The 13652-nt window shown below is 65.0% G+C and carries 11 protein-coding genes; 2 read left to right on the top strand and 9 right to left on the bottom strand.

Features of this window, described 5'->3' with window-relative positions; all coding sequences use genetic code 11:
* Positions 1-10: 10 nt before the first annotated feature.
* The gene (locus JVX98_RS02540) at positions 11-880 is read left to right on the top strand and encodes a pirin family protein (RefSeq protein ID WP_205236751.1); all 870 of its coding nucleotides are present in this window, start codon (positions 11-13) and stop codon (positions 878-880) included.
* 165 nt (positions 881-1045) lie between these two features.
* Complete coding sequence (locus JVX98_RS02535) at positions 1046-1723, top strand: isochorismatase family protein (RefSeq protein ID WP_034799134.1); 678 nt, start codon at positions 1046-1048, stop codon at positions 1721-1723.
* A 66-nt stretch (positions 1724-1789) separates the two neighbouring features.
* On the opposite strand, the gene JVX98_RS02530 is transcribed toward JVX98_RS02535, so the two are convergent.
* The 9 genes from JVX98_RS02530 to JVX98_RS02490 form a co-directional block, all read right to left on the bottom strand.
* The gene (locus tag JVX98_RS02530) at positions 1790-3043 is read right to left on the bottom strand and encodes a Zn-dependent hydrolase (RefSeq protein WP_205236750.1); all 1254 of its coding nucleotides are present in this window, start codon (positions 3041-3043) and stop codon (positions 1790-1792) included.
* Positions 3040-3570, bottom strand: coding sequence for an L-2-amino-thiazoline-4-carboxylic acid hydrolase (locus tag JVX98_RS02525; protein WP_205236749.1), 531 nt, complete (start codon positions 3568-3570; stop codon positions 3040-3042). The genes JVX98_RS02530 and JVX98_RS02525 overlap by 4 nt, the downstream gene beginning before the upstream one ends.
* Before the next feature lie 206 nt (positions 3571-3776).
* Positions 3777-6332: a fused MFS/spermidine synthase gene (locus tag JVX98_RS02520; RefSeq protein ID WP_205236748.1), complete on the bottom strand. Its 2556-nt coding sequence runs from the start codon at positions 6330-6332 to the stop codon at positions 3777-3779.
* 66 nt (positions 6333-6398) lie between these two features.
* Positions 6399-7943, bottom strand: a complete 1545-nt coding sequence (locus JVX98_RS02515) for an arylsulfatase (protein ID WP_205236967.1) — start codon at positions 7941-7943, stop codon at positions 6399-6401.
* A gap of 234 nt (positions 7944-8177) precedes the next feature.
* Positions 8178-9563: a BatD family protein gene (locus JVX98_RS02510; RefSeq protein WP_205236747.1), complete on the bottom strand. Its 1386-nt coding sequence runs from the start codon at positions 9561-9563 to the stop codon at positions 8178-8180.
* On the bottom strand, positions 9560-11131 hold the full coding sequence (locus JVX98_RS02505; protein ID WP_205236746.1) for a VWA domain-containing protein: 1572 nt from the start codon (positions 11129-11131) through the stop codon (positions 9560-9562). The genes JVX98_RS02510 and JVX98_RS02505 overlap by 4 nt, the downstream gene beginning before the upstream one ends.
* On the bottom strand, positions 11128-12132 hold the full coding sequence (locus tag JVX98_RS02500) for a VWA domain-containing protein (protein ID WP_192449558.1): 1005 nt from the start codon (positions 12130-12132) through the stop codon (positions 11128-11130). Before JVX98_RS02500 ends, JVX98_RS02505 begins: the two co-directional genes overlap by 4 nt.
* Positions 12119-12646: a DUF4381 domain-containing protein gene (locus JVX98_RS02495; RefSeq protein WP_205236745.1), complete on the bottom strand. Its 528-nt coding sequence runs from the start codon at positions 12644-12646 to the stop codon at positions 12119-12121. The genes JVX98_RS02500 and JVX98_RS02495 overlap by 14 nt, the downstream gene beginning before the upstream one ends.
* The gene (locus JVX98_RS02490) at positions 12646-13641 is read right to left on the bottom strand and encodes a DUF58 domain-containing protein (RefSeq protein WP_205236744.1); all 996 of its coding nucleotides are present in this window, start codon (positions 13639-13641) and stop codon (positions 12646-12648) included. The genes JVX98_RS02495 and JVX98_RS02490 overlap by 1 nt, the downstream gene beginning before the upstream one ends.
* Between the last annotated feature and the right edge of the window lie 11 nt (positions 13642-13652).

Genomic DNA, 13652 nt, shown 5'->3' with positions numbered 1-13652 from the left:
AGAAACAGCCATGAGAAAGATACTCGGCATCTTCGGGAATGTGCATCCGCATTGGGTTGGCGATGGCTTCCCGGTTCGTTCGCTGCTGGCGCGTGACCGCGCCGGCGATCATGCGAGCCCCTTCCTGCTGCTCGACTACGCTGGGCCGATGAATTTTGCGCCTGGTGTCACTCCGCGCGGCGTCGGTGTCCATCCGCACCGAGGCTTCGAGACCGTGACGATCGTCTACCAGGGCGAGGTCGACCACCGCGACTCCGCCGGCAATGGCGGCCATATCGGTCCGGGTGACGTACAATGGATGACGGCTGCGGGCGGCATCCTGCATGAGGAGTTCCATTCGGAGCGTTTCACCCGAGAAGGCGGCACGCTTGAAATGGTGCAGCTCTGGGTCAACCTTCTGGCCGCCCACAAGAGTGTCGACCCCGGCTACCAGACGCTGCTCGATCGCGACATTCCGACGGTCAGCCTGCCGGACGGTGCGGGGTCGCTGAGGGTGATCGCCGGAAGTTACGCCGGAACGCAGGGGCCTGCGCGGACCTACACGCCGCTCAATCTCTGGGACCTGCGCCTGAAGCAGCAGGGCTCGTTCAGCCTTGACCCGCCCGAGGGCCACTCGCTCGGCCTGGCGGTCCTGCGCGGCAACGTGCTCGTCAACGGCAGCGATCTGGTCGGCGAGGCGCAGTTCGTGCTCTTCGGCCGCGACGGTGGCGGCATTACGCTGGACGCCAATTCGGATGCGACGGCGCTCATCTTGTCCGGCGAGCCGATCGACGAACCGGTCGCCATGTACGGCCCCTTCGTCATGAACACCGAGCAGGAAATCAGGCAGGCGATGACGGACTTCCAGTCCGGTCGATTCGGCAAGATCGCGAGTGTTTAGCCGCGCGAGACCGCATCGCGAACACGGAATGAACCACGACTGAACAGGAGACCGGGCGGCACCGCCCCTCAATCCCAACGCCGAAGCGCATGCGCTTCGGGGAACCCGAACGCATGCCTACTTCCCGAATGCAGCCATGCAATCAAGCCAACAAGGAGCAAGACCATGACACCTGCAAACTTCAACGGACAGCGCCCGGTTATCGATCCCGATGATGCGGTGATGCTTTTGATCGACCACCAGAGCGGCCTGTTCCAGACCGTCAACGACATGCCGATGCCGAAGCTTCGGGCCCATGCGGCAGCGCTTGCCAGCATGGCGACGCTGACGAAAATGCCGGTCATCACCACCGCCTCCGTGCCGCAGGGCCCGAACGGTCCGCTGATCCCGGAAATCCATGCCAATGCCCCGCATGCCAAATATGTCGCCCGCCGCGGCGAGATCAACGCCTGGGACAATCCGGACTTCGTCGCCGCCGTCAAGGAAACCGGCCGCAAGACCCTGATCATCGCCGGCACGATCACCAGCGTCTGCATGGCCTTCCCGGCGATCAGCGCCGTCCATGACGGCTACAAGGTCTTCGTCGTCGTCGACGCTTCGGGCACCTATTCGAAGATGGCTGAGGAGATCACCCTTGCCCGTGTCGTTCAGGCCGGCGTAGTGCCGATGGATACGGCAGCGGTTGCCTCCGAACTGCAGCGCACATGGCACCGCGACGACGCCCAGCAGTGGGCCGAGATCTACACCAAGATCTTCCCGGAATATCAGCTGCTGATCGAAAGCTACCTCAAGGCCCAGCAGGTCGAGAAGGACCAGGAACAGCTGGACTCGCAGCGCGGCTAAGATCATCGCGAGAGCAAACGAAGCACCCACGGCAGACATTCTGCCGTGGGTGTTTTGTATCGATGATCAGCGGCGGTCGATTTCCAGGATGGTCTGGAACAGCACTTCGGCGCCGCGGGCGCATTCCTCAGGTGACGTGTATTCCGCCTCATTGTGCGACAGCCCGTCCTTGGACGGCACGAAGATCATGGCGGTCGGGGTGATCGTCGCGATATGGGCCGCATCATGGCCGGCGCCGGAGACCATGTCGGTTGACGAATAGCCGAGCGCCTCCGTACTGGCGCGCACGGCGTTCACGATCGTCGGATCGAAAACGACCGGCGCCTTCGACCAGATGTGTTCCAAGGCGACGAAAGGGCCAGCCTTGCGGACAGCGTCTTCAAGAGCCGCCTGCATCTGGTCGAGCCCGGTCTCGGACGGATGGCGCATGTCGATCTGCAGCCGCACGGAACCCGGTACGACATTGCGGGAATTCGGGCCGACCTCGACGAAGCCGACGGTGCCGACGCCCGGCGGATTTTGGCGGGCGATGTCGCGGACGGCAAGGATGATCTCGGCCGCGGCCACGAGCGCATCGTCGCGCTGCGCCATCGGCGTGCTGCCCGCATGCGCCTCCGTGCCGGAGACGGCGACATCGAACCAGCGCAATCCCTGGATACCGGTGACGACGCCAATCTCGGTCGCCGACGCTTCGAGGAGCGGCCCCTGCTCGATATGGAGCTCGACATAGGCGGCAAAGGCAGACGGATCGATCTTCGCGTCGCCGCGATAGCCGATCGCATCGAGGGCCGCATCAACGGTTACGCCTTCGCGGTCGGTGCGCGCCTGGGCGTCATCGAGCGCCATCGCGCCGGCAAAGACGCCGGAACCCAGCATTGCCGGCGAGAAGCGGGAGCCTTCCTCGTTCGTCCAGTTGACGACCATGAGCGGATGGCGGAGCCGGGTGGCGCTTTCCTTGAGCGTGCGCAGGATTTCGACCCCGGCAAGCACGCCGAGAATACCGTCGAAGCGGCCGCCTTGCGGCTGGGTGTCGAGATGGCTGCCGACGGCGATCGCCGGCAGCGACATGTCCTCGCCTGCATAGGTCGCGAAGATGTTGCCGATGGCGTCGATTTCGACGGTGCAGCCGAGCGCTCGGCATTCGGCAACGTACCAATCGCGGACCTCGCGATCCTCCTCCGTCAACGTCAGTCGCGTGACGCCGCCCTTGTCCGACGCGCCGAAGCGCGCGGTCGAGACGATGTCGGCCCACAGCCGGTCGCCGTTGGTCGCCGGCGTGTTGATGCGGCTCGGTTCGCTGCGCAGGGCTTCCGCGTTCATTTCGACTGCTCCGGCGCGTCCTTGTTGAGCCGGTAGCGGAAATCGCAATGGGAAGCGCCCTGCATCACCGTCTGGGTGCGCTCCAGCGTGATGCGCGGATCGTAGCCGGTACAGAAGACGCCGTCGCGGTTGCAGGACAGCAGGTGTCCGATATGGCCGAGCCCCATCTCGCGATAGGTCTCGGCGTAGCGACAGCGCTTCACGTTGTAGTGGAATTCGTCGTCCGTCGCTTTCGTCACCTCGATGACGAGGGCGTCGTCCTGGGTCCAGAGATCCTGCAGTTCCTGGAAAGTGCGCAGGTTGGTGCCGCCGGGGGTCTTTGCGGCAAAGGTCTGGCCGGCCTCGATCGCGGCCTTGGTGATTGCCTTGTCGAGGATCGCCTGGGCGCGTTCCTCGCCGATCTCCTCGCGCATCGCTTCATAGATCGGCGCGACGATGCCGGCCTCGATACGGCGGCGTGCGAGAATGCCGATCTCGCCGTCCATCGCCGCGCGTGAATCGGTGTTTTGTTTGTCCGTCTTGTCCATGCAATTCCTCCCTGTCTGCCTCAGGGCAGATCGACAGGGGAAAGGATACTACGCCGAACATGCCTCGGTGTTGCAAATCTGTGCCGGAGCTGTTTCTCCAGGTGCAAATTTTTTGCGTCAAATTGCCGTTGTGCAGGAATCGATCGCGAGCTTGTCGAAAAGCAACGAACGACAGGTGCGTGGAAGCGCGGGATTCTGCGGCGCGATCAGCGCTCGCTGCTTGAAACGAACCAGCGATAGTAGGGATTGTCCGGCTCAACGCGCATCAGCAATTCCATGTCGCGCGCCCACTCGTCGCGATAGCCGGCATAGGCGTTGAGCGAGGCCTGGTAGAACAGCATCAGCCGGTTGTGGGCATCCGTCACGGATTTGTCGAACGCCGGGTCCGCGCCGAGAAGCGGAGCCTTGCTGCGGAGGGCAACTAGGGCCGGAAGCGTGCGCTGCAATTCGTCGGGGCGGACCCAGCTTGCATATTCGATCCGCGGCTGGTCGTCGGTGACGGGAAGGGCGGAACCGGCATAGCGCTCGAGCCCGGCCCGGTCGGTCATCCAGATGGCGATGAGGTCGGCCGGTCCGGAAATTCCGACCTCGCCAAGCGCTGCCGCAAGCGTCGGGTCGGAGAGCCGGGCGGCGATGCGGGAAGCGTCAAGTTCCTGCGGCTCGAGCGAGCCGATGAGCAGCATCTCGTGCAGTTCGGTCGACCAGAGCGTGGCGTGGGGGAAACTGTCGAGAAAGCTGCGCACGAGCGCGCGGGTGTCCTCGTCGTTCTGAGTGGCGATCGGCAGCCATTGCGCGACCAGGCCGTTCGGCGCGAGGCGCGCGCGCGCCAGAGCGTAGAAGTCGGAAGAGTAGAGATTGACGACGCCGGCGGCGGATGGCGGCGGCGGTTCGAGTGTGATGAGGTCGTAGAGCTCCTGGCTGCGCATCAGTTCGCGCCGCCCGTCGGCGACACGCACGTCGAGGCGGCTATCGCCAGCCGCGTTGAAGTTGCCGGCAAAGAGCGCCGAGGCGCGGGCGACCGAGGGCAGGAGTTCGGCGGCAACGCGACGGTCGAGACCGGGATAAGCAAGCAGCGACCCGGCTGTGATGCCGGTGCCAAGGCCGATGACGAGAGCCGATTTCGGTTCGCCCTTATGAATGACCAGTGGCAACAGCGCCTGCAGCCGCATGTAGCGCAGCGACGGCATGGCATCGCCGGTGTTGGAGACACCTTGGATATAGAGCCGGCGGAAGCGGCGGTCGGGCTGGCCCTGTTCGATGACGGCAACAGTGGCGCCGAGGCCTTCTTCATAGGATACGATCGTGCCGTTGCCGCGCGACAGGTTGAGCAGGTTCGCCAGCCGGTCCGACGGCACGACGAGGGCGATCACCACGGTGAGGACGCCGAGCGCCGGTGCGAGAAGCCGTCGGCTGGTCCAACCGCCTTTTCCGCGGCTGACGGCGATGAGGCCGATTGCGGCGGCGGCAACGGCGAGAACGGCAAAGCTCCGGACAATGCCGAGGGACGGGATCAGCACGAAGCCGGTCAGAAGCGTGCCGAAGATGCCGCCGAGCGTGTTGAGCGCCAGAACTCGGCCGGTGTCGCGGCCGGCGTTTTCCGGATCGACCGCGAGCCTGAGGGCGACCGGGAAGGCGGCGCCGAGGATCAGCGTCGGCACGAAGACGATCGTCAGCGCGGCGACGAGGAACCGCGCGCACATGCCCGCAAAGATGCTGCCGGTAAGGCCGGCGACGGCGGCATCGGCGCTGCTCTGCAGCGTTGTCAGCCAGGGGCCGAGCAACGCGAGCTCGGCAAGCGCAACTAGTCCGGCAAGCGTGATCAGCAGGCCGAAACTACTCCAGGGATCGGAGAGGCGCTCGCTCCGGCGCGCGAAAAGGGCGGCGCCGAGGGCAAGGCCAGCGAGATAGGTGGCAAGCACCACCGAAAAGGCGAAGGAGCGGGTGGAGATGAACTGAACGATCGCTTGCGACCAGGCGACTTCATAGCCAAGGGCGATACCGCCGGCGACCGCATAAAGGACAAGGGCCAGCCGCGAACCGCCGGCGCTACGCGTTTCCGCAGGCAACCTCCCTTGAACGGGTTCCCGGGCGGCTGGGGTGTTCAGGAAAAGTGCTACCGCTGCGGCGGCAAGGCCGAGCCCCGCGGCCGCGAGCCCGGTCGCCTGAACGCCGAGAGCGGGAATGAGAACGAAGGGGACCGCGAGGCACCCGGCGATGGCGCCGAGCGTATTGGCGGCATAGAGCCGGCCGCCTTTTGCGGCGACCCCGCCCGGAGCTGCATTCAGCGCCCGCAGGAGCACCGGCAGGGTGCCGCCCATCAGGAAGGCGGGCATGGCGATGATCAGGACCAGCAGGGCCCAGGCGGCCAGCGGGCTTGTGCCTTCGATCGCGACGAAGGCCGGCGCAATCCTGGAAAGGATGAAGGTAATGCCGGCGCCGAGCACAGCGACGCCGGTTTCGAGCAGGGCATAGAGGCGGAGCGGCTGTCGGGAACGGTCGCCAGCGCGGCCAAGGGCGAAGCTGCCGAGTGCAAGGCCGAGGAAGAAGGCGCTGACCCCGGTGCTGACTGCATAGACATCGACGCCGGTGACGAGCGAGAGCTGCTTGATCCAGAGAACCTGGAAGACCAGTGCGGCAGTGCCGGAGAGAAAGAGCATGAATGCCGCGACCGCCGGGCCGAAGCGTGTCCGCTCTGCCGCCACGGCATTTTCATTCGACGCCTCTATGGCAACCGTTCGAGGGGGCGGAATGGTCTTCGTCATTGCGGCACGCCATCTCTAGCAAAGGCAGAAAGGAAGGCGGCGCAGGGCGCGCCGCCTTCGATAGTGTTATTGAGCCGGTGGCGTCTTGGCCAGGATCTCGTTGATCTTGGCATGCACGCCTTCCTCGATCTGGTCGATCGAGAAGCTCGCCGGCTTCTGGCTCGGCGGATACTCGATGAAGGTTTCGAGGAACATGGCGGCCTTTTGAACGCCGAGGAAGTTCAGGTAGACGTTCTTCGTCAGCCAGTCGTTGTACTGGTCCGACACGGTGTCGGCCCGCTCGTAGGGGTCCATACGCAGGTTGAACACTTTCGGCACGCGAAGGCACACGAACGGGTCCTGCCAGACGTCGAAGCCGCCGGGCTTGCGCATTTCGCAGAACACGAACTTCCAGTTCTCCGACCGCATGCCCACGAGCTTGGCGTCGTCGTTGAAGTAGTAGAACTCTTTGCGCGCACCTGTCGGCTGCTCGCCAGTCAGATAGGGAAGCTGGTTGTAACCGTCGAGGTGGACCTTGAAGGTCTTGCCGTCGAGGTCGGTGCCCTTCAGCAGGCGCTCCTTGACGTCCTTGTCGCCGGCGGCCGCAAGCAGCGTCGGGAACCAGTCGAGGCCGGAGAACATCTCGTTGGATACGCCGGGCTTGATCTTGCCCGGCCAGCGGATCATCGCCGGGACGCGGAAGGCGCCTTCCCAGTTGCTATCTTTCTCGCTGCGGAACGGCGTGGTCGCCGCATCCGGCCAGGAGAACTGGTTCGGGCCGTTGTCGGTGGTGTAGACGACGATTGTGTTGTCGGCGATCTTCAACTCGTCGAGTAGGTTGAGCAGCTTGCCGACGTCGTTGTCGTGCTCGACCATGCCGTCGGCATACTCGTTGCCGGGCATGCCGCTCTGGCCCTTGTACTGGTCGCGCACATGGGTGAAGAGGTGCATGCGCGTCGTGTTCATCCAGGTGAAGAACGGTTTCTTGGCTTCCGTTTGCTTCTTGATGAAGTCCATCGCCGCCGCAGTGGTCTCGTCGTCGATGGTTTCCATGCGCTTGCTGTTCAGAGCGCCGGTGTCTTCCACCTTGCCGTCGGCGAAAGAATGCAGCACGCCGCGCGGCGCATAGGACTTGATGAAATCAGGATCATCCTTCGGCCAATAGGGGCGCTCCGGCTCTTCCTCGGCGTTCAGATGGTAAAGGTTGCCGAAGAACTCGTCGAAGCCGTGGGCGGTTGGCAGAAAGCGGTCCTGGTCGCCCAGATGGTTCTTGCCGAACTGGCCGGTCGCGTAACCCTGCGCCTTCAGCGCCTGGGCGATCGTCACGTCGCGGTCCTGGAGGCCAACCGGGGCGCCGGGAACGCCGACCTTGGACATACCGGTGCGCAGCACCGTCTGGCCTGTAATGAAGGTCGAGCGGCCGGCTGTGCAGCTGTTTTCGGCATAGTAGTCGGTGAACATCAGGCCGTCGCGGGCGATCCGGTCGATGTTCGGGGTCTTGTAGCCGATGACGCCGAAGGAATAGGCACTGATGTTGGTCTGGCCGATATCGTCGCCGAAGATCACCAGGATGTTGGGCTTTTCCGCGTCCTGGGCAAAGGCCGGCAACGCGGAGGCGGAAATTGTCGACATCAGCACGGTGCCGGCCAGCGCCAGCGCCTTCGGTTTCGCAGCGTGCCCGATGGTACACGCGGCGAGCCGGCCAAGCCGGTTCTTCAGATCGATACTCATCTCATGTCTCCCTGAGGCAGCAAGCAATCGCTGTCGGAATGCAGGCAAAGTTTCGGATTTACCGATTCAACTTCTACCGGTGGGCGTTCGCGGGTAAGTACGTAACAGTTACGAAGGCTCGCGACGGCGCGTAAATCAGGCCCGGCCGGCAACAAGGTGCCTTGGCGGCTCGGCCTCCAGTCCGGGGTTGAGATCGGGCAGGTCCGATGCCGGGTCGCCGCCATCGACGGAGATTTCCATAAGCCAGCGCTGTCTTGCCGCTTTCAGGCCGCCGCGCATCCGCGGGAGATCCGGCCCGTCCTGATGAGAGCCGGGGCTGCCGTAACGGCTGCGTCGAAAAACGGCAAATGCGTTTGCCGTCGCCGGATCGGCAAAGCTGTCGAGCCAGCGTGAGACCGGCGTGTTGCCGGTGCGACGCGACCAGCGGTCGAGCGCCGTCTCCAGCCGCAACGGGTCGTGATCCCGGCAAGCGCCGAGCACATGGCGAAACGCCGTCGCCTCGGATTGCGCCCTCTGTTCGAGTGCGGTTTCCAGCCGGATTTCGAGGCGGCCGAACAGGTTGGCGGCCAGTTGGATAAGCGCCGCAAGGGCGGCGACCGATGCCACGATGCTGAGCCACCACAGCCAGTCGAAGGGCTCCTCGGACGGCGGCGAGGTCGGCGGGGCGAGCGCAGGCTCCACCACTGGAGCCGCACCGACGCTGACGGTAGCGCCAGCCGCTTCGGCCGACTGCATCGATCCGCTCGCCGGATCGAACCACGGCAGGCTGATCGCCGGAAGCGAATAGCTGCCGGGCTTTGCAAAGACGTAGGTCGCCACGTCCTTGCGCAACCCCGCCGTTATCTCCCCGCGTGACGAGCGTTCCTGCGAAAGCACGGGGTCGTGCCGGTAGACCTGCACGCCTGCCGGGGCATCGAAGGTCGGCTCGGGGATCATCATCGGCGCCAGTCCGGCTGCGCGGATGGTGATGGTTCGAACCAGAGCGTCGCCCGCCTTCAACCCCGTCGGATCCCGGTCGAACGATTGGGCGATGGTGATTTCTCCGGCGGTGACGCCGGCCTTTCCGCCCGCGCTCTGAGGAACGGCTTCGACCGTGAACGTGAGCGAAGGCAACGTCACCTGACCCTTGCTCGTCTGGCCGGGCACGGCGGCATAGCCGAACGGAATGACCGCAGCCGGCAGCACGTAATCGCCGGGTGTCTGCGGGGTGATCGCGTAGGTCTTGCGGATGCCGGAGAAGGCCTCGCCGTTGACGGTCTCGTTGAGGTTCATGCCGCGTTCGTCGGGCATGGTGACGATAGTGCCGGGAAGATCGAACAGAGGAAACTGTGGCGGCGAAAGGAAGTAGTTCGGGACGAAGACGTCGACGTCGACCTCGATCTGCTGGCCGGCATAGACCGGCCCCTTCGTCGTGAGCGTCGCGCGGGCGAAGGGATCGGCGGTGAAGGCCGTGCCCGCGAGCAAGAGCGACAGACCGACGAGCCAGAGAACCAGACGTTGCAAGGCGGCGAGGGCTGTCACGGGGCCGCCTCCTTTGCTTCGATCGCAAATTTTCGTGCCAGCAGTTCGGCCGGCGACACCTGGATGTTGCGCATCCACATGTCGGCCGTCTGCGGTCCGCCCTGAACGGTGGCTTCCGTTCCCTTTTTGCCCTTGTCGTCGAACTGGACCTGGTCGGGGTCAATGCCGGCCTGTTCCTGCTGCGCGTCCTGTTCCTGCTTGTCCTTGTCGGTCTTTCTCTTCCGGGCGATGTCGAGGTTCTTCTTGGCGTCCGGCCAGTCGGGACGGCACTTCAACGCCTGTTCGTAGGCGGCGATCGCCTCCTCGGCCTTGTCGAGGTGCAGCAGCGCATTGCCCTGATTGTAGTAGCTTTCGGCCGTATCGCTCTCGGCAAAGGCGTCGATCGCATCCTGGAAATGGCCGGCGCGGTAGAGTGCCGCGCCGCGCCAGGCGGGATCGGCGAACGTTTCTGATGCGCCCTGGAAATCGCCTTGCTCGAAGGCGCGTCGGCCCTGCTGGTCCGGCGTCAGCCAGAGGTCGATAAAGCGGTTGTCCGCTGCCTCTGCACGATCGTTGCCGATCAGCGAAATGGCGGCGAGCAGATAGACCGCCCAGCGGATGGTCCAGCCACGGCGGAACCAGAAGAGGCCAAAGACGGCGATCGGGATCGTCAGCCACCAGCCGAGATCGTGCCAGCGCGTCAGCCCCTCGGCCGTCTGCGCGGCAAAATTCGTCTGGATGCGCCTGACGATCCAGCTGACATCGGCGTCGTCGGCGGTCACCGAGGCGACCTCGGCCCTGGAGGCCGACTGCAGCGCCTTGAGGCCCTCGACATCGAGCTTCGCCCGGACATGCGCGCCGGTGGCGTCGGTCAGGAACCCGCCGTCCGCCGTCTTGACCGGGCCGCCCTCGGCCGTGCCGATGCCGAGTACCATCAATGAGTTGCGCCCCTGATACTCACCGAAGGCCTTGAAGGCGGAACGCTCGACGCCGTCGGTCATGAACAGGATGGTGCCGGGCACCGTTTCGTTGGCGAGTGCTTTCTCGACCGCCTGGAGGGCCTTGGCTGTGTCCTTGCCGTCGACCGGCATAATCTGCGGTGACAGCGCGGCAAGGTAGGACTTCACCAGCGCCGCGTCGTCGCTAAGCGGCAGCACCATGTGGGCGGAGCCGGCATAGGCGAACAAAGCGGTGCGCGAGCCTTTCCGCCGTTCGAGAATGTCCTGGACCTTCAGCTTGGCACGTTCGAGCCGCGTCGGCGAAATATCGGTCGCGTTCATCGTCGGGTTGAGGTCGATGGCGATGGCCAAAGGCGCGGTGTCCTCGACGAAGGGTGGCCGCTCGCGCTGCCAGGTCGGGCCGGCTGCCGCGACCGCCGCAACGGCGATCAGCGCGGCGGTGACGTGTACCGGCTGGAAGCGCCGCTTGCCGCCCTTGTCGATCAGCAGATGATCGAGCAGGTGCGGTGCGATCATGTCCTGCCACTGCGAACGGACATCGCCGCGCCGGGTGACGAGATAGATCAGCAGCGGGACGGCGGCGAGCGCCAGCAGCCACAGCGGCCGCAGAAAATGAAAATCCGCGATCATGGCGCTGCCTCCCGGCGCTGACGGCGATCAGCGAGCGAGGACAGGAGCCACATGGCGGCATGATAGGCGAGCACAAGCAGCAGTGCTGCGCCAAGCGGATAGTGAAACAGCTCGATGCGCGGCCGCCAGGAAAGCGTCTTCTGGTTTGCCGGCGTCAACTGGTCGAGCAACTGGTAGATGTTTTGCAGACCAGCCTGGTCCTGGCCGAAGAAGTAGCGCCCCTTCGTCGCTTCGGCGATCTGCTGCAGCGCCTTGGTGTCGAGCTTCTGTTCGCCCTGGGCATTGGGATCGCCGATGCCGACCGTGTGGATCACCACCTTTCGATCGGCGGCGATGCCGGCGGCCTTGTCGGGCGGCATCTTGCTGGCGGTGTCGTTGCCATCGGTCAAGAGGATCATCACCTTGTCCGGCGCGGTGCTGGCGTCGAACATCTTGATCGCAAGCCCGATCGCGTCGCCGACGGCGGTGCGCGGACCGGCCATGCCCGGCAGGCTGTCGGCCAGCATCAGCTTGACGGTCTTGTGGTCGAGCGTGAACGGAACCAGAGGATAGGGCGCATCGCCGAAGGCGATCAGGCCGAGCCGATCATTGGGACGCCGCTCGATGAAGTCGGCGACCACCTTGTGCACCGCTTCGGCGCGGGTCTGCAGGTTGCCGGCGGGATCGCGAAAATCGCGCGTGTCCATGGATTGCGAAAGATCGATCGCCAGCATCAGGTCGCGCTGCGGCTCGACCTTTTCGATCGGCGGCTCGACATATTGCGGCCGGGCCAGCGCCAGCACGATCAGCGTCCAGCATAGGGGCGCAATCACCTTCTGGCCGAGATTGGTTCTCGGAACGACGGAACCTTCGGTCGGGCCGAGATTGGCGGCGGCCGTGATATCCTTGAAGAACGGCACCCTGACGGCAGCCGATTGCTCGCGGTATGGCGGAAGCAGCCACCAGACGAGGAAGGGCAACGGCAGGATGATCAGCGCCCAGGCGTGGTCAAGCACGTACATGATGCGCCTCGATCCAATGCCGCGCTGCCGCGATGTAGGCCTTTGCCTCGGCCTCCGGAACCGCGGCGAGCGCTCGGCTGCCGTGATACTCGGCTTCCTCGAAAAACCGCGCAGAGGCGATCGGGAAGACAGGCCCGCCGGAATGCGCATCGAGAAATTTGGTCCAGCCGGTGCCGTGCAGGCCGGCGATGGCCTCACGCGGCCAGACCGAAAGTGCGGTCCGCTTCAAAAGGACGGGCAGGGCAACGAGCGCCTCGCCACGCGTGCCCGTGGTGGCCAGTCCGGCCTCGATCTTCCTGAGATCAGCGAGCGCCTCGCGGCGGTAGCCATTGGCCTCCCAGCGGCGGTACCAGCGCCAGCAGGCAAGCGCGATCAGCAGCAATATGAAGCCGCCGAGCGCTGCCCATGCCGGGGTTTGAGGCATCATCGAGACCGGCTGCGGCAGGGCGATATCCGCGAGCCCGCGAAGAGCGGCGTCGAGCAGCGGGTCTTTCGGAGGGGGCGCCGTTGCCATCATCGCCTCCGCTGCCGGCTGGCGAGCTGGCCAAGCATGGTGCGCAGCTGCGGCGCCACCTCTTCCGCTGATGAGATAGGCAGCATCGGCAGGCCGAGCTCCTCCTGCCAGGCACGCAGCGCCCGCCCGCGCTTGCGGGCAAAGCTGTCGATCGCCTCGCGCACATTGCCGTAGCCAAACTGTACTTCGGCCTGAAGCAGCCCGCCGCTGAAGACGATATCGCCCTTGCGCGGTAGTTCGAGCAGGAAGGGATCGTAGATCAGAACGCAGATCACGTCGTTGTGGGCCGAGAGCTTCAAAAGCATGTCGCGGGTTTCGAGGCTGTAGCCGTCGAAGTCGCTGATGACGATGACCAGGTGATCGTGCCGGGCGATGTTGGCGACGGTCGTCAGGACGACATCGAGCTGCTCGGCGCCATGCGGCGCCTGCGAACCCGCCTGCAGTGCGGTGTTGTGGCGAGCGATGATGTCGGCGAGCCGGATCACCGCTTCGCGGCTACGATAGGGGCGTACCTCGGTCACTTCCTCGTCGCCAAAGACGAAGCCGCCGACACGGTCGCCGAGCGCCAGCACGCGCCAGGCGGAAAGAGCCGCGACCTCTGCCGCGGCGACTGACTTCATCGCGCGGCGGCTGCCGAAGAACATGTTGACGCGCTGGTCGACGACAATGAGGGCCGGCCGGTCCTTCTCCTCGTCGTAGACGCGCACGACCGGCTTGCCGGTGCGCGCCGTGACGCGCCAGTCGATCGCGCGGATGTCGTCACCGGGCAGGTAGTTGCGCAGTTCCTCGAAGGACAGCCCGCGACCGCGCATGCGCGATTCGTGACGCCCGGCAAGCAGGCGCCGTACCGGCGCCTTGTGCAGGAACGTCAGGTCGCGGGCAATGGCTTCGAGGCCGACAAGCGCGTCCACGGAGGTATAGACGCCGGTACTGTTGGCGGTGCGGGGCTTGATGATGCCGCGTGAGCGGGCGAGGGCCGGCAAGGATATGGCCATCGACGAACCTC

It is taken from the genome of Ensifer sp. PDNC004, from assembly GCF_016919405.1.
GTDB lineage: Bacteria > Pseudomonadota > Alphaproteobacteria > Rhizobiales > Rhizobiaceae > Ensifer.
The sequence above is the reverse complement of the archived record's forward strand: the minus strand, read 5'-3'. Positions and strand labels throughout refer to the sequence as shown.